The organism is Fodinisporobacter ferrooxydans (assembly GCF_022818495.1).
Lineage (GTDB): Bacteria > Bacillota > Bacilli > Tumebacillales > MYW30-H2 > Fodinisporobacter > Fodinisporobacter ferrooxydans.
In genome coordinates this window covers 2,483,561-2,505,569 of record NZ_CP089291.1, presented here as the reverse complement: position 1 = coordinate 2,505,569, position 22,009 = coordinate 2,483,561, and the positions used below count along the sequence as shown (strand labels likewise).

General features: G+C 43.1%; 22 protein-coding genes. 5 read left to right on the top strand and 17 right to left on the bottom strand.

Translation table 11 applies throughout. The features are described from left to right. The first annotated feature begins 281 nt into the window (after nt 1-281). A complete protein-coding gene (locus LSG31_RS11945) occupies nt 282-974 on the top strand; it encodes a polysaccharide deacetylase family protein (RefSeq protein WP_347439498.1) in 693 nt (230 codons plus the stop codon). Nucleotides 975-1,044: 70 nt separating this feature from the next. Here LSG31_RS11945 and dltD read toward each other — a convergent pair whose 3' ends face one another. From dltD to LSG31_RS11875, 14 genes are all read right to left on the bottom strand, one after another. Continuing rightward, nucleotides 1,045-2,253, bottom strand: coding sequence for a D-alanyl-lipoteichoic acid biosynthesis protein DltD (gene dltD, locus LSG31_RS11940; protein WP_347435334.1), 1,209 nt, complete (start codon nt 2,251-2,253; stop codon nt 1,045-1,047). Between the two features lie 15 nt (nt 2,254-2,268). Next, entirely contained in the window at nt 2,269-3,480 is a 1,212-nt protein-coding gene (gene dltB, locus LSG31_RS11935; RefSeq protein ID WP_347435333.1) for a D-alanyl-lipoteichoic acid biosynthesis protein DltB, read from the bottom strand. Then, complete coding sequence (gene dltA / locus LSG31_RS11930; protein WP_347435332.1) at nt 3,477-5,009, bottom strand: D-alanine--poly(phosphoribitol) ligase subunit DltA; 1,533 nt, start codon at nt 5,007-5,009, stop codon at nt 3,477-3,479. The genes dltB and dltA overlap by 4 nt, the downstream gene beginning before the upstream one ends. 21 nt (nt 5,010-5,030) lie before the next feature. After that, nucleotides 5,031-5,192, bottom strand: coding sequence for a teichoic acid D-Ala incorporation-associated protein DltX (dltX, locus tag LSG31_RS11925; protein ID WP_347435331.1), 162 nt, complete (start codon nt 5,190-5,192; stop codon nt 5,031-5,033). Nucleotides 5,193-5,215: 23 nt separating this feature from the next. Next, nucleotides 5,216-5,455 (bottom strand): D-alanine--poly(phosphoribitol) ligase subunit DltC, encoded by a 240-nt coding sequence (gene dltC / locus LSG31_RS11920; RefSeq protein ID WP_347435330.1) that lies wholly within the window; start codon nt 5,453-5,455, stop codon nt 5,216-5,218. A gap of 277 nt (nt 5,456-5,732) precedes the next feature. Further along, nucleotides 5,733-6,272: a DoxX family membrane protein gene (locus tag LSG31_RS11915; RefSeq protein WP_347435329.1), complete on the bottom strand. Its 540-nt coding sequence runs from the start codon at nt 6,270-6,272 to the stop codon at nt 5,733-5,735. Between the two features lie 85 nt (nt 6,273-6,357). Next, nucleotides 6,358-6,543, bottom strand: coding sequence for a hypothetical protein (locus LSG31_RS11910; protein ID WP_347435328.1), 186 nt, complete (start codon nt 6,541-6,543; stop codon nt 6,358-6,360). 315 nt (nt 6,544-6,858) lie between these two features. Further along, nucleotides 6,859-7,824: a D-ribose ABC transporter substrate-binding protein gene (locus LSG31_RS11905; protein WP_347435327.1), complete on the bottom strand. Its 966-nt coding sequence runs from the start codon at nt 7,822-7,824 to the stop codon at nt 6,859-6,861. A gap of 74 nt (nt 7,825-7,898) precedes the next feature. After that, the gene (locus LSG31_RS11900; RefSeq protein ID WP_347439497.1) at nt 7,899-8,762 is read right to left on the bottom strand and encodes an ABC transporter permease; all 864 of its coding nucleotides are present in this window, start codon (nt 8,760-8,762) and stop codon (nt 7,899-7,901) included. 49 nt (nt 8,763-8,811) lie between these two features. Continuing rightward, on the bottom strand, nt 8,812-10,320 hold the full coding sequence (locus tag LSG31_RS11895) for a sugar ABC transporter ATP-binding protein (protein WP_347435326.1): 1,509 nt from the start codon (nt 10,318-10,320) through the stop codon (nt 8,812-8,814). A 62-nt stretch (nt 10,321-10,382) separates the two neighbouring features. After that, complete coding sequence (gene rbsD, locus LSG31_RS11890; protein ID WP_347435325.1) at nt 10,383-10,775, bottom strand: D-ribose pyranase; 393 nt, start codon at nt 10,773-10,775, stop codon at nt 10,383-10,385. Next, nucleotides 10,772-11,680: a ribokinase gene (locus LSG31_RS11885; RefSeq protein ID WP_347435324.1), complete on the bottom strand. Its 909-nt coding sequence runs from the start codon at nt 11,678-11,680 to the stop codon at nt 10,772-10,774. Before LSG31_RS11885 ends, rbsD begins: the two co-directional genes overlap by 4 nt. Before the next feature lie 216 nt (nt 11,681-11,896). Next, nucleotides 11,897-12,889: a LacI family DNA-binding transcriptional regulator gene (locus LSG31_RS11880; protein WP_347435323.1), complete on the bottom strand. Its 993-nt coding sequence runs from the start codon at nt 12,887-12,889 to the stop codon at nt 11,897-11,899. Between the two features lie 214 nt (nt 12,890-13,103). Then, nucleotides 13,104-13,934, bottom strand: coding sequence for a P-loop NTPase family protein (locus tag LSG31_RS11875; protein ID WP_347435322.1), 831 nt, complete (start codon nt 13,932-13,934; stop codon nt 13,104-13,106). Nucleotides 13,935-14,117: 183 nt separating this feature from the next. On the opposite strand from LSG31_RS11875, the gene LSG31_RS11870 reads away from it, so the two are divergent. The 4 genes from LSG31_RS11870 (at nt 14,118) to LSG31_RS11855 (ending at nt 18,460) form a co-directional block, all read left to right on the top strand. Beyond that, on the top strand, nt 14,118-14,798 hold the full coding sequence (locus LSG31_RS11870) for a GntR family transcriptional regulator (RefSeq protein ID WP_347435321.1): 681 nt from the start codon (nt 14,118-14,120) through the stop codon (nt 14,796-14,798). Nucleotides 14,799-15,013: 215 nt separating this feature from the next. Beyond that, nucleotides 15,014-15,778 carry an enoyl-CoA hydratase/isomerase family protein gene (locus tag LSG31_RS11865; protein WP_347435320.1) on the top strand — a complete coding sequence of 255 codons (765 nt, stop codon included), beginning with the start codon at nt 15,014-15,016 and terminating at the stop codon, nt 15,776-15,778. A gap of 17 nt (nt 15,779-15,795) precedes the next feature. Then, nucleotides 15,796-17,004: a CaiB/BaiF CoA transferase family protein gene (locus tag LSG31_RS11860; protein WP_347435319.1), complete on the top strand. Its 1,209-nt coding sequence runs from the start codon at nt 15,796-15,798 to the stop codon at nt 17,002-17,004. Between the two features lie 157 nt (nt 17,005-17,161). Further along, nucleotides 17,162-18,460, top strand: a complete 1,299-nt coding sequence (locus tag LSG31_RS11855) for an MFS transporter (protein WP_347435318.1) — start codon at nt 17,162-17,164, stop codon at nt 18,458-18,460. A 148-nt stretch (nt 18,461-18,608) separates the two neighbouring features. Here the strand turns inward: LSG31_RS11855 and LSG31_RS11850 are convergent, their stop codons facing one another. From LSG31_RS11850 to LSG31_RS11840, 3 genes are all read right to left on the bottom strand, one after another. Beyond that, nucleotides 18,609-19,940, bottom strand: a complete 1,332-nt coding sequence (locus LSG31_RS11850) for a stalk domain-containing protein (protein WP_347435317.1) — start codon at nt 19,938-19,940, stop codon at nt 18,609-18,611. Nucleotides 19,941-20,223: 283 nt separating this feature from the next. Next, entirely contained in the window at nt 20,224-21,168 is a 945-nt protein-coding gene (locus tag LSG31_RS11845) for a transketolase family protein (RefSeq protein ID WP_347435316.1), read from the bottom strand. Next, nucleotides 21,161-22,009 carry a transketolase gene (locus LSG31_RS11840; protein WP_347435315.1) on the bottom strand — a complete coding sequence of 283 codons (849 nt, stop codon included), beginning with the start codon at nt 22,007-22,009 and terminating at the stop codon, nt 21,161-21,163. The genes LSG31_RS11845 and LSG31_RS11840 overlap by 8 nt, the downstream gene beginning before the upstream one ends.

Genomic DNA, 22,009 nt, shown 5'->3' with positions numbered 1-22,009 from the left:
GAACAATTATGGAAACAAATTAGAAATCCCACGTAATTCTTTCAATTGGAAATCATTTTCCATGAAAGACGTTTGATTACGATCTCGGATTTCGGTCATACTATAAGTGCGTGTTCAAAAAGTGGTTAAGTAAGACACAAGGAGTGCGAAGTCGAAGCACGAAAAGGCGGCGGAGTGTACGTGTTTGGTACATGAGCAAGACGTTTTGGGATTCGACAAAGCAATCCGCCGTGGAGTTTTGACTATTTTTTGAACATCCTCTATAAGACAAAAAAGTGGGGATGGCTTTGTATCGGAAAGGGTCTATAGCGACATTCGCATCAATTCTCCTTTGTCTTTGCGGAGTTTCGTATGCCAAGACAGATGAAGTGGTATCCAGCATTCATACAGACAAAAAGGTGATTGCTCTTACATTTGACGACGGTCCCAATCCTGTATTCACCCCAAAAATCCTGGATATTCTGAAACAATATAACGCCAACGCCACATTTTTTGTCCTTGGAAAACGTGTAGGAATGTATCCGAAACTTGTCATACGTGAAGTCAACGAAGGCCACGAGATTGCGAATCACACGTTTGATCATCAATATTTAAAAGGATCTGCGCTCCAAAGAGCCGAGCAAGAAGTCGTTCAAACACAAGAGGCCATATACGATACAATCGAGCAGGTCCCGCACATATTCCGACCGCCGGGGGGAATTGTGAATCCCTCTGTCATCAATGTCGCCAAACAGCAACATTGTCAAATCGTTCTTTGGTCATGGTATCAAGATACGAGGGACTGGAAAAAACCTGGTGTTGATAAAATTGTCCGCACCGTTTTATCCAATGTCCATAACGGTGATATCGTTTTATTTCATGATTTTGAAGGAGATTGTTCACAAACGGTAGAGGCACTCAAAATCATCCTCCCGGAACTTCAAAAACAGGGATACCAGTTTTTAACCGTCACCGATCTTTTGCAAACCAAGTGAATCAAGTGTGAGACTTATCAAGGCAGGGCGAACGACTGTGGCAAATGTTCGCACTGCCCCCATCCAACCGCTATTTTTGTTTCATATAGTTGGCAAGATCATGATCCACTTGCACCCAGCCCGTCCATCCCAGGTGCCAAAAATCTCTTAAAAAATATTTGTCGTATTGATGGTTCCGATAATCAAGAACTTGAAACCCTTCCGCCTTCACTTCATTTACAATTTTATTGTACAGAAGATTTCGATAGGAGTTCGTAAATCCTTTGTAATCATCCCATGCCCCTTTTTGCGGGATCAAGACAAATACCGGATCTGCGTGTTCACTCTTTAAAACGTCTAAAATCGCTTGCAAATCCACATATGCAACAGAATGCAGGTAATTCATATGATTCGGTTTCCAGGAATCTTTCAGTTTTCCTTTGAATTTCTGTACCTTTTGTTTATAAAACCCATCCAGCATGCCGTATGGATTGTTATTCGTCTGCGGCTTTGCTTCCTGGATTGCCATGCTTCGCAGCTGGTTCCATGGGAGATTGCGCGGGACGAACTGCTGATGATAGGGCTGTATCCGATTCACCAATTGCAACGACTGGATAAAATCTTGTTTTTCCAATAGTTTCATGCGAAGATACGCAATCGGTTTGAGAAAATCCGCCTTGATTTGATACGATAAAGAATCATGTGTGATCCCTTCTAAAATCGTCGCAAGCAATCCGTCCTTTTTGACTGCCGCATACTTTAACAATTGTTCCGCCACTTGTTTCTTGTCTTGCGGACGAATTTCATCATTAAAGAGAAACTCATAACCGTTTAACGGCGAGTAAAATTTGCTAAATCCCTGATCGCCAATGCCATTGGGATTCATAAATTCGGACGTATCAAGCATGAACACCAGTTTTTTGTGATACAAGTTCCCGCTTAACGCTGAAAAGTCCATGACATGAATGATATTGGTGCATCCCGGCTGCCCAACCAGGTACGGAGCAAATTGATTGGGAGAAAAAAAGTTGACAGGATGATACCTGCTAAAAATCCCGATGGTAGATGAACCGAAAAAGGGTAAAAACTTTTGATTCATGGAAAATGCTTCTTTTTGCAAAAAGACATTTTTAAACTTTGCCAGATCTGCAGATGCGGCAACTTTTTCTATATCTTGATTTGTCAGCAATTTTTTGGCAAAGGATACGGGGAAAAACAACAAAATCAAGAGGATCGCAAGCGCTGCGATCAAGGGTCCAAATGCCGGTTTTTTTATACGATCCATATTTATACGATCCATAGTAGAGTAACCCCTTTAAAACAGGTATCCGGAAAATATCAAAAATCCAAAACACACAAAATGGAATGTAATCACAACTGACAACCCGCGGAAATATACATTATTCTTCCAAATATTACATTTTTTATTAAAACGGTCAAACAAATCGTATCCGATAAATAATGCCGCATGATACAATCCATAGACGATATAATGCCATGCCAGTCCATGCCAAAATCCCATTAAACCAAACAAGGACAGATAGCCGATGTAGGAAATGATTTGCCTGCTTTTCAGCACTTTTTTTCGTGTTAACGCGAACACTACCCGCATAAACACGTAATCGCGGAACCAAAACGACAATGTCATATTCCACCGATTCCAAAACTCCTTGATGTTGCGGCTGATAAACGGCCGATTGAAATTTTCCGGCGTCTTTATGCCAAGAATATAGCTCACGCCAACCGCAAACGCCGTATAACCGGCAAAATCGAAAAACAGATACAAACTGTAGCCATACATGTACAATACAGCGGATACAAACGTCTTAAATTGGGCCAATGTAAAAAAGTAATGAAAAAACTGTTGATAGGAATGATATACAAACGCAGCAACGGGTCGATCTTGTAAAAATTTTAACGGCAACCAATAGCGATTGATGAGATATGCCAAAATGTATTTATATAGAAATCCTTGAAACAATCGATGGATTCCTTGAAAAAGAAATTCCCCATACTGCTTGTCTGTCCATTCGATTTGCGCATCTTTTCCATACCGACGGTACCTGTCAATCGGTCCGGAACTAATGGTTGGAAAGAATAACAAAAAATCAAAAAATTCATATGGCGTTATGTCTTTTATCAATTGATCCTTGGCTTCTATAATGATTTGTACGTTTTTAAATGTTAAATAGGAAACGCCTAAAAATCCAAGTGTTGAATGCGGACTGAGTACTGGCGTAATTTTTACCAAAACCAGTGGAAGAAGACTGAACAGCAATGCAATCGGATATGTCCAATTTTGGTCTTTATATTTGAAATACAAACACAAAACCATCCATTGATACAGTACATAGATCACCAGAGAATATAATTCTTGCGAGTTGTTGCCAAAAATCAGCCAAATGAACACAAAATGCATGAAAAACGCATATCCCCGGATCCCTTTTCCCAAAAAACCCAGTACAATTGCCGGAATCAAGAACAAAAATAAAATTCCAAAAAACGTAAAGTCCGAGTATGGTATCATTCTTTAAAACCCTCGCTTGCCAATGCATTTCGATCAATTTTCCCGTTTGCTGTCAAGGGAAGGTGTTTTTTAAAGACGATTTTTCTCGGAATCATATATGACGGAATGTAGTTGGCAAGTTCCTTTTTCAGCGCTAATGCAAGAGAAAGATGGTTCTCGGCAGAAACTGAATCGGAATTTGATTCGGAGACAACAAATGCAGTCAAATACTCGCATACGTTATTCTTGTATTTTGGGATTACTGCTGCGTGGCTTACGCTCGGCAATTTCAACAAATTTTCTTCAATATCTTCCAGTTCAATTCGATATCCTTGCAATTTTACTTGATAATCCGATCTGCCATGAAAAAATAACAGCCCCTGTTCGAGATACCCTATATCACCTGTGCGATATCCACGTTTTCCACTCATCATAAAAAAGCGTTGATGCGTTTTTTCTTCATTCTGATAATAGCCAGGACTCACACTCGGCCCAAAAATAATGATCTCTCCTTTTTCTCCTTCAGCAAGACATTCGCCCTTTTCGTTTATGATTTGAATCTCACAGTCGGCTTTCACAACCCCAACCGGCAGTTGAGAAAATTGCTCCAGGATCGACTCGGTAATTTGTATCGATGCAACAGCGACCGTTGCTTCCGTTGGACCATACGTATTGTACAGTTTGATTTTGGGAAAACGGTTGATCAAATTACGAGCCGTTGTGCCGTGTAAAGTTTCCCCGCAAAATAAAAACGTGCGCAAATGGGGAATCAGCTCTTCATGAAAGGATGAATCGCGTAAACATAATTCAGCAAAGGAAGGTGTAGACACCCATACAGTCAGATGGGAAGTTTTCAATTCTTCAAATAAAATCCGCGGATTTGCGATCATTTCTTGATCCACAGACCAAATCGTTCCGCCGCTGACAAGAGATGTATACAGATCCATAACGGAAAGATCAAAAGATAGAGGTGCTTGATTGAGAAATGTGCTGTTCTTCTGAATGCCAAAATGATCGATCATCCAGTGCAAAAAGCTTGATAAACATTGGTGAGTGATTTGTACACCTTTGGGTTCGCCTGTGCTTCCGGACGTATACATAATATAAAAGTTGTCTTCTCCTTCTCCCCAATTGTCGGAAGATAGAGTCTTCCCCTTATTTTGAGAAATAACGGTCGCCAAGTCCGTTCCACGAAGTACAGAAATCGCAGTTGAAGTCATGTTTGGGGATTCTATTGGCGAAAGCACCAACTTTGTCTTCGAATTCAATAGGATGCGTTCCAAACGATCTAATGGTGTGGAAAGATCGACAGGAATATAGGCTCGCCCTGTTTTGACACAGGCCAAAAAACATACAAGCATCAGCGGTTCTTTGTGTCCATACACGACGATTGGAGTTTTTTCGCTTCCAAAGCGTGCCGCAATCCAATGCGCCAATGCGTCCGATTGTTCCCATAACTCTTGATATGTAATACATTCCTTCCGATTCTTAAAGGCCGTTCGATTCGGATGTTCGTTTGCATTGTGAAATACTTGCTGTAGAATATTCATACTCACATTTCCCCTTCGAGATTAAAAACCATCATAAATAAAATTGGTTTTCGGAGTATCATTGACAAATCCGTAAAAATAAACGAGTGCCAGAAGGATCGACAGATAATAAAGAGTCCGGATCATCCATAAAAAATAATAATAATTCTTCCATTCTAGGAAGAAACGAATGAACGATTTCATCTGATTTCTTCAACCTTTCCCTGTCACGCACGACTCTCGACATATGACATAATTTTATTCGCTGTGGACCATTCGTCACGATCGAATTCCGTAATCGATATATGGACGCTTAACTTCTCTTCTATCTCTACTAATAGTTCAACAATGCCCATGGAATCCAGTAAGCCGGAATCAAACAAATGAATATCGGGATGTGACCGAATTTCTTCTTCCTTGCACACATCGATTAGTATATTTAAGACATGTTCGCGAATTTGGGACATTTTTGTTCCTCCAATCTTTTCTTCACTTGCAACAGTTTATTTCCACTCCGATTAAAATCTGTTCATTATTAGATTATCAAAAGGAAACCTATGAAATTATGTAAAAAATGTGTAAAATCCCTGGATATTTTCTATAAATGCTCAAAGCAATCCGACGTGGAGTTTTGACTACTTTTTGAACATCCTCTATAACAAACAAAACCCAAGCAGTAGCTAAAATACACTCTGCTTGGGTTTCATATGTTTCGCAATCATTTTGTTGATTTTTGTTTAATCATTAAATGCGTGCGCCCTTATGACCGCCAAATTTAAAGTGATCGAAATGAAACCGTTCGTGTTTGAGATTTCGCAGGTACGGGATCACCCAATAGTCTCCGCCAAATCGCCCCGCATTATAGCCAGCCACAATAATAAACATTCCAATCAGAATATCCCAAGGGTTTGTCGATACAGTTCCGGCAAGCAGATACATAAAATTCATCAGCATTCCGAAAAAGACAGCAGTTGTTGTTACTACGCCAAGAACCAATCCCAATCCAACCAGGAACTCTCCCCAAGGAATCAAAAAATTGAATACTTTCATATTTGGCATGACAAAATTTTGAATAAACCAGTGAAAAATCGGATAGACGACATCTTTTGCCGGCCCCAAAACTGGATGCTTGATACTGTTTGTCAAAAACCCGCTGGCATCAAACGGTTTTGCTCCCGTCAATTTTTCAAATCCCGCCGTCAACCATTGCCAGCCAAGATAGACGCGAAGAATTGTCAAGACGATCGCTGCATTCTTATTCGTGCGTAACCAATTCGTGAACATGACGTTTCACCCCTGTGGTTTATAAAAATCATTATGTGAAATCATTCACATAATCGGGTTGAAAAACTCAGAAATGGCTGCCTATTTAATTAACCATGTGAACATGTTCATCACCTTCCAACAAAATCTCTCGTGGAGGAGTTTCCAGATTTTCTACCCGATGATAAGGTTCGAAATCCCACGGAGATCCATCTGCAGTCGCACCATCCACCCATTTTTCGATATCAAGATTGGTTTTGTGTATTCTTTCTGCAATTTTCCAAAGTAACATCGCTAATCAGCTCCTTATTATGTGAAATAATTCACGTATTAACAAAAACTTGAATGTTTTGTTTTGCTTGAGTTCTATTTCTTACTTACACTATACCTTGATTTCACGTGAATCATCAGATCTTTTACGACTATTTTAAATGGTTAAAACGTACTAGTAAAATATGCCCATGGAATACACCTGGATAAATGAACAGGGCTACTATAGATTTTATCCTGTTGTTGAAAAAGACTTTGCCGCGGCAAAGTCTTTTTCATGTAAAATATGCGTTTGAAAGTACTCTCTCGCTTGAAATGACTGTCTCAATCGTATGGCTTAAAACCCGGAGAATTGAGTTCCTTTAACTACAAGCTGCAGAGGCGAAGCAATCGTCGATGGTACAGATTTGCCTTCAATCACTTTTAAAGCGTTGTCTACCCCAAGTGCCCCTTCTTGACTTGGTTGCTGTGCTATATCTGCAAGCATGGAGCCATTTTGAACGTTATTGATCGCTTCTTTTTCCCCATCGATTCCAACAATTGCTATACCCTTTTTATTCGCAGCTTGGATGGCTTTTAAACTTCCCAAAGCCATTTCATCATTTTGGGCAAAGACTCCTTTAATATTAGGATTTGCTTGCAGAATGTTTTGCATAACATTAAGCGCTTTTGTCCGATCAAAATCTGCTGGCTGTTTCGCAACTACTTTGATTCCGGAAGCAGTTGCAATTTCCTCATCAAATCCCTTTTCCCGATCACGCTCGGCAGATGTCCCGATTACGCCTTGCAATTCCACTACACTGCCTTTTCCCTTGAGCGCTTGAATCAACTGGTCAGCCGCCATTTTACCTGCTTTGATATTATCAGAAGCAATAAATGTGGCAACTTTGCCGGAATCTACGCTGCGGTCCAATGTAATGACTGGAATCTTCGCTTGATTCGCCATTTGAACCGCACTGGAAAGAGCTTGACTGGATGCGGGATTCAAAATGATCGCATCCACTTTTTGCTGAATCAAGTTTTGAATTTGATTCAATTGACTGGATGGGTCGTTATTGCCATCTTCCACTAATAATTTTACACCTAGTTTGGTTGCTTCCGCTTGCGCCCCATCCCGCATGGCTACGAAAAACGGATTGTTTAGCGTCGATACGACAAACCCGATTGTTTTCCCGCTTTTGCTTGTTTGTGTTGAAGTATCCTTTGCTGTTTGTGTGGATGAATTTTGTTGCGATCCACATCCGGCAAGCAAGCCTGCTGACAAAATTCCTGCCAATGCGAGTGTACCCATTTGCTTTTTCATTCTGTACATTCCCCTTTTTTGTTAGACGTATATTGATAAAGACATTTTGTCTTTATTCATGAATCAGGAAATTTCTATCTGGATATTTTTTTGCGATCCAGCATAATGGCGATTAAAATAATAATTCCTTTAATGGCATCTTGGTAAAACGCATTTACATTTAAAAGGTTTAATCCATTGCTGATAACACCTAATATAAATGCACCAATAATGGTTCCGATAAGCGTACCTTCTCCGCCAAATAAGCTTGTTCCACCTAATACAACGGCAGTAATGGCATCCAATTCATAACCGGTGCCCGCATTCGGTTCTGCAGATCCTAAGCGCGCCGTAAGAATCAAGCCGGCAAGTGCAGCCAAAAATCCGCTGATCACATAAACTGTCACCAAATATTTTTTGACCGGAACTCCCGCCAGAAACGCCGCATCTTCATTTCCACCGACAGCGTAAATGCGTCTTCCCAGTGTCATTCGATTTAGCATTACCCAACCGATGACGAAAACGAGAAACATGATCCAGACAGGTGTCGGCAAAAGAGCGAAGTATCCCGTTCCAAGTTTCATAAACGAAAGCGGCAGATTAAAGATCGGCATGCCATGTGTATAAATCTCTGTCAATCCGCGAAACAGTGTCATGGTGCCAAGTGTTACAATAAAGGCTGCAAGTCTTCCGTAGCCAACGAGAATCCCGTTGAAAAGCCCCGCAACGACTCCCACGAGAAGGCCCGCGATTGCAGCAAGAAACGGTGATGTACCGTGAGTAATAAGTCCTGCTGTGATCGATCCGGACAAAGCGAGTATGGCGCCGACCGACAAATCAATGCCGCTTGTCAGGATAACGAATGTCATGCCGACGGCAAGCAATGCATTGATCGACGTTTGCAGCGCGATGTTCGAAAGGTTCCCGAATGTCAGAAACCGGCTCGATGCGATCGACATAATGATAAATAGTACGATAAAGCCGATTAAGGGACCTATGTTGTATTTTTTAAACCAACGATTTGTCACGAGTGTCTCCTCCCGTAGCGAGTTTCATAAACAGATCTTGATCAAATTCATTTCGGTTTAACTCCCCTGCGATCGTGTGCTCGCGCATGACATAGACGCGATCACTCATGCCGAGCAATTCCGGCAAGTCGGAAGAGATCAGCAAAATTGCATTTCCCTCCGCCGCAATTTGGTTCATTAGCCGATAGATCTCTTGCTTTGCTCCTACATCAATTCCGCGGGTTGGCTCGTCCAGGATGAAGAGTGAAGGTTCGGTTGCCAGCCATTTTGCAAGCACCACTTTTTGTTGATTTCCTCCACTCAGCCGTCCTGCTGCCTGTTCCATCGAATGAGCTTTTATTTTTAATTTCGTTATCATGGATTGAACCAATGATTTTTCCGCTTGTGTTTTCACAAATCCCAGTTGGGAACGTTTCTCTAATGTCGGCAATGCCAAATTTTCACGAATGGAAGCACCGAGTATCAATCCTTGCTGTTTGCGGTCTTCCGTGGCAAAAGCAACTCCCTTTTCAATGGCGTCAATTGGATGATGAAACGTATGCACATGTCCTTTCCAAATCAGCTCACCCTTTGTCAACGGATCCATGCCAAAAATGATGCGGGCAATTTCTGTACGTCCGGACCCCATCAGTCCGCCAATGCCAACAATCTCGCCTGCCCGAATATGCAAAGAAATCCCATCTACGTAGCGGGATGATACTTCCTTTAGGCGCAGCACTTCATCACCGACATTCCCGATTTCTTTTGGATACCGCTCAGTTACGCTGCGTCCTACCATGAGCGACACCAATACATCTTCTGTAGTTTCTTTGATTCGAAGTGTATCGATATATTCGCCATCCCTTAATACGGTTACCGTATCCACGATCGCGAACAGTTCTTCCATCCGGTGTGATATATAAATGATTCCGACGCCGGAAGACTTTAAAGAACGAATGATTTCAAATAACCGTTCCGTTTCCCGATCTGTCAAGGCAGCCGTCGGTTCATCCATAATCAAATAACGGACATCCATCAACAGCGCTTTGGCAATTTCGACGAGCTGCTGCTCCCCGACACTTAAATCAGAAACTAAAGTATCCGGTGACTTACCTAACGTTAATCTTGCTAGAATCTCCTTTGTCTTTTCCCTCAGTTTTCTGCGATTGATAAAACCGCCTTGTGAAAAAAGGGATTCATGACCGATCAACAAGTTTTCAGCTATGCTTAAACTGGGGAACAAGCTGATTTCCTGGTGAATCATTTCGATTCCATAGTTTCTCGCATCATGAATCGAACGCATTTCGATTGGTTGTCCATCGATGGCAATCGTCCCCGTATCTGCCACATACACGCCGGTCAGAATTTTCATCAGCGTAGACTTTCCTGCGCCGTTTTCTCCGAGAAGTGCATGAACTTCTCCAGGAACAATCGTCAATCGCATATTTTTCAGGACAGAAACACCGGAAAAGGATTTGTTGATATGTTCCAATTGTAAAATTCCACTCATCGTTTTTCCTCCTAAAAGTGCGTGTTCAAAAAGTGGAGTTTTGACTACTTTTTGAACATCCTCTAAAAAGGAACGCCTGCGACCAATATGATATTGGAGTATGGTGTCCATTCCCCGGTTCGAACTACAGCAATTGCGCCTTTTGAAAGGTCTTTGAACGCTTCGTGAGTGAGTTGCTCGCTTGGTTTTTTAAGTATCCCTTGAATCTTTTCTATTAACGAAGCATTTCTGTGTTGCAGTTCCTCTGCGACAATATAGGATTCAATTTCCAGTTCATCTGCAATGACTTCAAGCGCATCCAGAAAAGAAATCTTTCCTTTGCAAAAAGCCAGGTCGATGACTGGAACATCAACCGGGACCGGCAGTCCAGTGTCTGCAATCACAAGCATATCTCCATGTCCCATAGCGGCAATCGTTTTGTTTAACTCGCTATGCAACAAACCATTTTTTTTCACGAATAAGACACCCCTAAGTTCGTAATTTCTTCTGCGTAAGGAAATGATGCCTGAGCTCCGCTGCGAGTCGTACTAAGAGCAGCTGCACAATTGGCATAACGGGCTGCCTTCAGTACATCCGCACCTGCACTATACGCTACTGCGAATGCGGCCACAAATGTGTCACCGGCCCCAACCGCATCGATGGCATCAACAGTGAGTCCCTCTACATGCTGCGTATCATGTTTCGTATAGATAAAAACTCCATCTTTGCCGCGGGTTTCAAGAATCGCTTGTATTCCCAGCGAAAAAAGATCGTTCATGGAAAATCCGTCTGCTTGTATTTGTGCCAATTCCGTTTGATTGGGTATCAAAATTTCAATACAAGCTAGGAGATCTGCAGATAATTTTCTTGCAGGAGCAGGATTGAGAATGGCTCGAACACCTGCATGATGAGCATCTCGTGCAATCTGCTCAAGAGTTTCCATTGGTATTTCATGCTGCAACAAGAGCGTATCACTTCTTTTTAGAAAGGAATGATCCATCTGCCTCCATACATCAGTCGTAAAACCATGATTGGCTCCGGGCACGACAACGATTTCATTTTCGCTGGAATCTTCCACCAAAATAAGGGCTAACCCCGTGTTTTCTTCTACGGAAGCAACGTTTTCCACCAAGACTTCCGATTGTTGCAACGATTGAACCAGTTGTTGGCCATACGAATCCATACCTATGCATCCGTACATGCTCACAACTGCCCCAAGCCTTGAAGCTGCTACTGCCTGGTTGGCACCTTTGCCTCCCGGACTCACGACAAATTTTTTTGAAGATAATGTTTGCCCCGGCTGTGGCAACGTTTCCACATACGCCGTCAAATCCATATTCAGACTGCCGGCAACGGTAATCACCGGTTTTTTTGCTGCCATTTCCAGCTCCCCTTTTTTAAAGTTGCGATTGAAAGAATCCTGTGCGAATTTTTTGTCCATTATGTCTGGATGGCAACGTTTCCACAAAATTCGCTTGATTCATACCTAACGAATCCAACTGCAAAAAATACACCTTGATCACTTTATCATCACAAATCATTCCACATAATGATTGTGTGCTTTTTATATGGTAACGTTTCCACACAATACAAAACGTTACGATCGTTTTGTAGACTTTCTAATCTTCAACTCCGCCTTAAATACTTCCTTGATCAAACGGCTGCTTGGTGTTGCAATTTCTGATAGCAACAATTCACAAGCCCGGCGCCCCATTTCATATCCTGGTTGAAACATGGTTGTCAAAGATGGAAACGTATCTTCACTCTCTGGAATTCCGTCATATCCGATCACGCCCAACTCTTCGCCGATACAGATTCCGCGATCATTGGCAGCATGCAGGACACCGATTGCCATTAAATCGTTCCCGGCAAACACCGCATCAAAGCGCTCTTTCGAACTATCATCTAAAATGCTCATCACGGCAGTGAAACCGCCGCTTTTGCGGTAATCAGACTCTACAACGACCGGACTTTGCAATGCAAATTCTTTTACTGCAAGTTCATATCCTTTTCGCCGTGCAACTGCAGAAGGTGCATTTAATGGTCCGCTTATGTGGATGACATGCCGATAACCCATGCTGTACAGATGCTTCGTTGCAGTATACCCGCCAAGCACATTGTCCACCCAGACAGAGTGTCCGGCACTTGAAATGTCACGATCCATGGAAACAAAAGGCAAATCCCCTAGTGTTCGCAATAAATCAATCTCTTCACTTCGGCTGCCGACGATAATGACACCATCGCACCATTTTTCAAGCAACAGTGAAAGATACATTTTCTCTCGGTCAATCTTCCAGTCCGAGTTGCAAAGAATTACATTAAAATTATTTTTGATCGCCTCATCTTCTACACCGCGGGCGATTTCCGGAAAAAAAGGATTTGCAATATCCGGAATGATCAGGCCAATTGTATAAGTCTTGCCGCTCACAAGCCCCCGTGCTATATGGCTCGGACGAAACCTCAACTCCTTCATGGCATTTAGCACCCGTTTTTTGGTTTCTTCTCCAACATAGCCACTGCTGTTGATCACACGGGAAACTGTTGATACAGCAACACCTGCTTTACTTGCTACATCTTTAATCGTTGCCATAGTACCACCGTATCCGGTAACGTTTCCACATGAGAAAAAGTGAAAGCGTTTGATTTAATTGATGTAAATATAGCACCGATTTTTCATCCAGTCAATATATGCGATTGAATACATTTGCAATGGAATCCAATCTATGAAAAACGATGAAACATACGTTTCCATATTCCCCTTCAAAACGCCCGCATAGTATTTTCATATTTTACAGAATCGCTCTTTAACTGCGCGTATTGATATGTGGAGCGTCGATCGATAAGACATGAAAATTGAGGTGCGGAGAGACAAAACCGAGATTTTTTTGTAAATAATCGTAAATCTCTTTATATAACGTGTCCACATGTTTCGGCAAGTTTGCCACCCAATATGCATGCAAATCCACATGAATCGTTTTCTGATTGGTGGAATCAATGCGAATGCGGCGCAGTTTGAAAGGGTGGTTGCCCGCTGCCAGCAGCATTGCAACACAGTCTTTCAGGACTCTCGGGTGTATGTAAATAGCGCCTGAACCGAAAAGCGGATTGACAATTGTCAGATTTTCTTTTTGAACAAGAGCGATGTCGGGGGTATTTACAAAGAATTTGCGGCTTAATTTTTGAATGAAATGAGAAATGAGCGGTTCCGTAAGCTGCGTTTGTACGATTGGAATTGCGTGCATTCCTCTCTTTCTGAGATTGTTTGCAATTGCAATGCTATTCTCCGATACAGCCTCATCAATGGGCAGCCATTTTATTTCATCACAAATCCCCAAATTGTCGCATATTGTTGTTATCATTTTCCGAGATGTCCCCAACACTAAAATGGAATCATTCTGTTGCTCGGAAAGCGCATGTTTAACACTTTGCCGATGGGAAAGGTCGGTAAAAATCGCACGTTTAATTGCAGCCATTTTATTCGATTCGAACTTCGCCGAGAAACCGGCAAGAACTCTATGATTTTTAATTAAGAGTCCATCATCGATAATGAGATCTGCCCCAATCTCCATGGCTATGTTAGCCGCATGATGACTCTTCCCTGTACCGCTTGGACCTACCAAACCGTATACCGGCACCGACTCCACCCCAGTTCCTTACCAATCCTCAGTTGAAGCTGTTAATAAAGTATTTTATAATAAATAAAAATATGGTTCAAGCCATCATTCAAAAATTCTTCAATCGAAAATCATTTTACAGCTTGCAAATCGAATTGCTTCAAATAGCAAATAACTATGGAACGATCAGGAGCGTTACGAAGAATGTCAGATGCCTTTCCACTTTCACCAATTTCGGCCCGACAAGAGCTAGGGAAACCGCTTCCCGAACAAATTGCCAACTTCATTGCGGAAAAGATTTTTCGCGGAGATTATCAACCAGGTGAACGCCTCAAAGAAGAAGAGCTTGCAAATCTTTTTAAAACAAGCCGCGCTCCTGTACGCGAATCGTTGTATCTGCTGCAAATTGACGGCTTGGTGGAACGCCTTCCCAGGAGAGGGACTGTCGTTAAAGAATATACCAACAAAGAAATTCAAGAACTGTATGAAGTGCGGCTTGGACTTGAACAATTGGCCATTGATAAGCTTGCTTTCTCATGGAATGACGATGCACATCAACAATTCCTTGCGATCCTTTCGGAAATGAAAACTGCACTTAAAGATTTCGATACGATATCATACGCGAGCCATAATGCAAAATTTCATAAATTGCTGTTTAAGCTTGCCGGCAACGAAATTTTATCCCGATTGTACCAGCAATTAGGAAATCCCCTTACTGCATTATTGCACCTTTCTGTATACAAACAAGAGCATATGGAGTCATCCTATCATGAACACGAAGAAATCGTTCGAGCTCTCCATGATAAACGATTCCAGCTGGCAAAAGAACTGATTTCTCAAAACGTAAATCACGGAATGAATCGTGCCATGCAGTTGCGCAAATAGGCAACTGTATTTGACGTTGCAATCACTACCCGCTCCCGCGTATCATGCTACGCATCATGTTCTTATCCCAATAGGGATTCAAGCCATTCTGCCACTTCACCTGTACGTGCAAAATTTTATGATTTTTATGTATTGACAAAATAAACCTTCCGAGTAGATAATGTGTTTACATTCTTTTTTGTCGACAATCGACAATTTCAAAAGGAGGTGAATGTATGCGTGTCGATGTAAGAAAATTCGGCAGCTCGGGAAGTCTGCGGTTTCAAACATCGGGTCCAGTGGGAATTGTTACAATCAATCGTCCGTATCATAAAAATGCTCTCTCACGTGAAATGTGGAAGACATTGGGGGATTGGTGCAACACGGTTCCATTAAAAACAAAGCTTCTGATCCTTCGCGGAAGTGGGAGCAGCTTTACTGCAGGAAGTGATATAAAAGAGTTTTCACGCCTCACCACAGATGAAGCAAATGAAGCGTTTGAAACAATGGAGCGGGCAATACATGCAGTAGAGTTTCTCACAATTCCCACAATTGCCGCCATTAATGGACCTGCTTACGGGGCGGGATTTATCTTGAGCTTGGCTTGCGATCTTCGAATCGGCACAAACCAAGCGAAATTCGGGATGCCCGTAGGCAAGCTGGGAATTACACTGCAAGCTCCTTTCGTACGAAGGATGGTTCAAACCATTGGTCCAAGTCGGACAAAAGAACTCGTATTTACCGCACGCTCGTACAGTGCTGAAGAAGCACTGCAAACAGGAATTCTCAATGAGATCGTTTCACAATCAAATCTTGACAACCGTGTTTTCCAATTGTCCAAGACCATTCTGCAACAATCCCAAGCATCCATCGCCAGTGTAAAAGAGGGTGTAAAAAATGTCGTAAACGGATGTACTGAATCTTCACGGGAATGGGTTGATAAACGGGACTTTCTCGAAGGTGTTCAAGCTTTCACACAAAAGCGCGCGGCACATTTTTAAGGAGGCATATACAACACATGAAACCGCTTGCAGATTTGACGATCATCGATTTAACCAGAATTCTCAGCGGGCCTTTTTCCACCATGTTTTTTGCCGACATGGGAGCAAATGTAATAAAAGTGGAACCTCCCAATGGTGATGATACAAGGACATGGGGACCACCTTTTCTCGAAACGGAAAGCAGCTATTTTTTAAGTATTAACCGCAACAAAAAAAGCATCGTATTGGATTTAAAATCGGAAACCGGAAAAAACGTTTTGCGGCAGTTGATCAAAAAAGCAGATGTTGTCATTGAAAATTTTCGACCCGGAACACTCGAACGTCTTGGTTTCGGATTTGAAAACTTAAAAACGATCAATCCACGCATCATACTTGCATCGATTTCCGGATTCGGCCAAACGGGACGATATCGGGATGAGCCGGGATATGATCTCATTGCACAAGGAATGGGAGGCTTAATGTCCGTCACCGGCCAAACAGATGGACATCCGGTAAAGGGAGGATTTTCTCTTGCAGATGTTGGAAGCGGCATGTGGGCAATCATTGGCATCCTTACTGCATTGCACAACCGCAACTCCAACGGGAATGCCCAATGGATCGACGTATCACTTTTAGAAACTATGATTTCATGGCAAACCTATTTATCCGGCAATTATTTTGCCAGTGGCAAAAATCCGAAAGCGATGGGCAGCGCTCATCCGAATATTTGTCCATATCAAGCATTCCCGGCAAAAGACGGCTATTTTAATTTGGCAGTGGGAAATGATAAATTATGGGAAATATTTTGCAAGGCAGTTAATGAACAAGCATGGTTGGAAAATGAAAACTTTAAAACAAATCCAGACAGGGTAAGAAACAGGGAAACACTCATACCTCTGCTCGAATCAAAATTCAAGACGAAAACAGTAAACGAATGGGTAACAATATTTCGAAAACAGAAGATTCCATGCGGTCCCATTTATAACTTGTCCGAGTTATTTGAAGATCCATATGTAATCGAGCGCAACATGTTGCAAACAGTGGAACACCCCACGGCAGGCAGAATTAAACTCGTCAACACACCCGTGAAGTTCCTGGAAACGACATCTGAAGATGCGAAAATTACCCCACCACCGCTTCTAGGGCAGCATACCGAACAGATCCTGCGGGAATTTGACATAAATGAAACGGAAATCAAGGAGGTATTAAAAAATATTCCAACTATCCCTGTTCTGCTTCAATCATAATCGCAAACCGACAAAACGTAAAGCATCGAACAAGAGTGTTCAAAAAAATTTCAAAATCTTAGAGCTATTTTGTGTCTGTTACACGGTTGTCGATTTTTTTGTTAAAACGCTCACATCAAAACAAGGGTATTTTACTAGTGAGGGAGGATTGATGGGGTTGAGTATCGAGCTAAATTCCTTGTCGTATGTCGCCAAACGTTCGAAATTGACACGCCAACAAATCAATGGTTTCTGGGCAGCGTGGTTTGGTTGGATGTTGGACGGGATGGATTCCGTTATTTACGCACTCGTTCTTGCACCGGCATTGTTCGAGCTTTTGCCGAAATCAGGAATACAGGGAACGCCGGGAAATGTGGCTTTAGCAGGTTCTGCTTTATTTGCTCTGTTCCTAGTCGGATGGGGGTTTTCCTTTATATGGGGGCCGATTGCTGATAAATTCGGCCGAGCCAAAGCTTTAATGGTCACAATACTGGTTTATTCCGTATTTACATTCTTAAGCGCATTTTCCCAGAATATTTGGGAATTGGCCTTGTTTCGATTCTTATCCGGCATCGGCATTGGCGGAGAGTGGTCGATGGCCGGTACCTATGTATCGGAAGCTTGGCCGGAAGATCGCCGGAAAATGGGAGCCGGTTACTTGCAGACTGGCTACTATGCAGGATTTTTTGTCGCAGCTGCCTTGAATTTCACAGTTGGTGCACATTTCGGATGGCGGCCCATGTTTATGTTTGGCCTCGTACCCGCTCTCGTCTCATTCTGGGTATTGTTTGGCGTGAAAGAACCGGAACGATGGAAAAAGGTTGCAAAACAGGCGCAAAAGCAGCGGCCTCTCGCCGCCATTTTCGGGCCTGCATACCGCAAAAGAACAATTGTAAACTCGATTTTGTTGACAGTTGCCATCATCGGTCTTTGGGCAGGCAGCGTGTACGAACCTACCGCATTGATAGTATTGAGCAAAAAAGCTGGGATGACCGCTGTTGAAGCTGCACATATGAGTTCATACGGAACCGGATTGCTTTCCATCGGTACGATCTTGGGATGTATGTTGCTTCCTCTGATCGCCGAAAAAATCGGGCGCAAAAAGACGCTCGGCTTGTACTTTGCAATCATGGCAGTAACCATTATTCTCTCGTTCGGATGGGCTTTCTACCTGCCGCATGGATTGGCGCCTTTCTTGATCGTTCTTTTCTTTCTCGGCTTTGGCGGGGGGAATTTCGCCATGTTCAGCCTCTGGTTGCCAGAGCAATATCATACAGATGTGCGCGCCACTGCATTCGCTTTTTGCACATCGGTCGGGCGTTTCATCGGTGCCATCGTTACTTTTGTCATCGGGGCCCTTGTCAAAGGAATGGGAACACTTGGTACTCCTGTCGCGCTCACATCCATTGCTTTTGTCATCGGCTTGCTGATTATACCTTTGGCCCTCGAGACAAAAGGTGCGGAACTGCCTGAATAACCGAATTGTGAAAGCGTTTTAAAAAATGTTCCTACTGCATTTCCCGAATCATCCAGCCTCTGGGAACAACCCGTGCCCACTTTATGCAATAGTGTACTTTACACAGAAGTGGTACGGGTTGATGGGTTTGTAACGGATCCTGTCATGTTCATTGCAGTGTAATCATTGCTTCTCGATTGATCGGGTCCCAACTGACTTTTGCTCCAAACGCTTCACTGATGAATCGTACTGGCACGAACGCGCGATCATTGATAATTTTAGGCGCAATATCCAGTTGGACAATCTTCCCATCGATCGCGGCAGTCTTTGATCCGATTTCCAGCAACACGGTATGCGTATCTTTAAACATGCGGATGGTTCCATTTTCCCATTCCACCTTGGCTCCCAACGCTTCAAAAATCCCACGAACGGGAACCAGCGTGTAGTTATCATCGATGACAGGAGGTGTATCAAAGGTCAGCGCCTTGCCATTTACGCTGACTTTGACAGCTGCACCCGTCTGTGGCATGATGGAAGATTGTGCCGCTGCACCATTTGCCGCTCCTTTAACCGACGGCGTATTTGCTGAATTCGTATTTCCCGCTTGCGTTTCCGGCGCAGTAGGTTGTACGACAATTTCCTGTAATCCGCTCGTCGTGCCTGTCGCATCTTTCGCATATACCATGAATGGCGTTCCCACTTTTTGTGCAGGTATATTAATTGTAAAACTTCCATCTAAATTTGCGGTGCCAGTACCGAGAGTTTTATCACCACTGATCACAACAACGGCAGAGCCAGCCGTCACACTGCCGCGAACTGCCCAATCCGCTTCTGTAAACGGATGTACCGTCAAGGGAATGGCCGCTGCCGTAGATTGAACCGTTACACCGATATCAACCGGATTGCCGCCATTCTTCCCAAAAATACGCAACTGTGAATTCGCAAGTTGTTTGCCAATGGAAATGGAAAACGTTCCATCTTCCCCCACTGTCCCACTGCCCAATGTTTGTCCGTTTTTCGTGACCGTAATCGTTGCTCCCGGCACACTAAAACCCGTAAGAACCGAATCCGTATCATTTACATGATTTACATCCACGTACCACGGATGTGCAATGGGGGATGGGCTGCGATAAAAAACGAAATTTCCGTCTAACAATTGGGAACCCAGTTGAATTTGTTTGCATTTCCACTCGCCGTATTGCAATGGCAACGCATTTCTCGGAATCCATGAATCCGATGTTTTGTCGTATTTCAATAATGTAAAAACCGTACCTTGGTTAGGCTCTACCAGCTGCGCACTCGCCAAACCAACGGTACCCGGTAAAACGGAATGTGTAACAATGTGAAGATTTGACTGATCGTCCAGATACATTTTTTCGATGGACGGTGCAGCAGTTGTTGTGCTTGTGGTTGTATCCGCATATGTGACTCCAGAAAAGCTCGATAAGATCAGTAATGATACTGCGAAATGCTTTTTCCATCGGAACCGAATGAATTTCATATTCTCTCTCCCTGGGATTTCTAAAATACTTGTACGTTTGTTCATAATCCATTGATGCTTGTACTTCTGTCCATAAAACATTTGAGAAACGGTTAGCCCATGAGTCTTCACGTTTATTAAACAATAACAAGCCACTTTGATCAATAGAAATTCTTCGTATCAGAAATTCTTTGTACCGACAGATCGACAGATCCGATTTTATCGTTAAAAAAAGAAAGAAACCAAGAACATATCTTGGATCCTTTCTTTTTTAATAGAACGATATCCATTTCTAAATCGATTTCTATATACTTGTTGCTTTTACTTGGACAAGCTGCTCCACTTCATGAACGATCGATTCCACATCTAAATGATATTTCCTGTTGAGCTCATCAGCCGAACCGGATTCGGTAAACGTATCGGCCACTCCAATCCTTTTTACAATCGTTGGATATCGAGCGCTGAGCGCTTCTGCTACCGCTCCTCCCAGACCTCCGATAATGCTGTGCGGCTCAACCGTAATGACTGCTTGCGTCCTTTTGGCGCAACGGACAATCAGATCCTCATCCAATGGCTTGATTGTGTGCATGTCGACGACCGTCGGGTCGATACCACGGGAGACCAAGATGCTTGCGGCTTGCAGCGTTGTATGAACTGCGGAGCCGGTAGCGACTAGTGTAACATTCTTGCCCTCTCTTAGCAGTTTTCCCTTCCCTAATTCGAACGTTTCATGTGTATCATAGACAACCGGAATCGGAATTTTATCGATGCGCATATAACAGGGACTTTCTACCTCCGTAATCGCGCATACGAGCCTGCGCGTCGCAATCCCATCGGCAGGCGATACGACGATCATATTGGGAATGGCCCGAATCACCGCGATATCCTCCAAAGCATGGTGTGTCACCCCATTTTTACCGACATTTAATCCTATATTGGCAGCTACAATTTTTACGTTAAAGTTAGGATAGGCAATGCCATTTCGAATGTTGTCAGCCGCACGCAACGATTGGAACATGGCAAAAGCCGAAACAAACGGCAGGAATCCGACACTGGCAAATCCGGCGGCAATATTCGTCATTGCCTGTTCCGCGATGCCCACATCGTACAGACGATCCGGGTGCATTTCCATAAATTTCCCAAGTCCAATGATATCCACCGTATCTGCCGTAATCAAGACAATTTCCGGCCGTTCATTCGCGATTTGAATGAGTTCGTCACAATACGCAGCACTCGGATTTTCAAGCATATTCCAGCCCCCTCGTCATGAGCTCTTGTTTCGCACGTGCAATTTCATCTGCTGTCAGTTTTTCCCCATAAAATTCATTTCCTTGTTCCATAAAGGAAATTCCTCTTCCTTTAACAGTGTTCGCGATCATAACAGAAGGCTTTCCCTTTCCTATGTTGGCTTTTGCCTGCGAAAATCCATCTGCCAATTGTTCGATGTCATGGCCATCTACTTCTGTCACATCCCAGCCAAAGGCTTCCCATTTGGCAGCCAAGTCAGCCGTATTGAGAATATCTTTCGTACATCCGCTCGCCTGTTTTCCGTTTTTATCAATGACCGCAACCAGCCTATCCAATTTATAATGTGCAGCAATCATTGCCGCTTCCCATATTTCTCCTTCATTCAGCTCTCCGTCTCCTAATAATGCATACGTACATGCGGCGCTCTTTTTATGCCGCAACGCCAAAGCCATGCCAACCGTACTGCCAAATCCCTGCCCCAAAGACCCCGTGGTCATATCGACGCCAGGAGTTTTTCGGACATCCGGATGACCTTGCAGCCGACTATTCAACTTGCGAAATGTGGATAGTTCTTCTAAGGGAAAAAAACCTTTCTCTGCCAATATTGAATAATAGACAGGCGTTGCGTGGCCTTTTGATAAAACAAAACGATCACGGTCCTGCCAATCCGGATTTTGGGGATCTACATTAAGTACTGAAAAATAAAGAACGGTCAAGATCTCAACAGCGGAAAGCGAGGCACCCGGATGGCCGGATTGGGCCTTTTCGACCATATCAACAATATGACACCGGATCGTATGCGCTTTTCGTTCCAACCACTTTACATCCACTTGTCCTCTCAT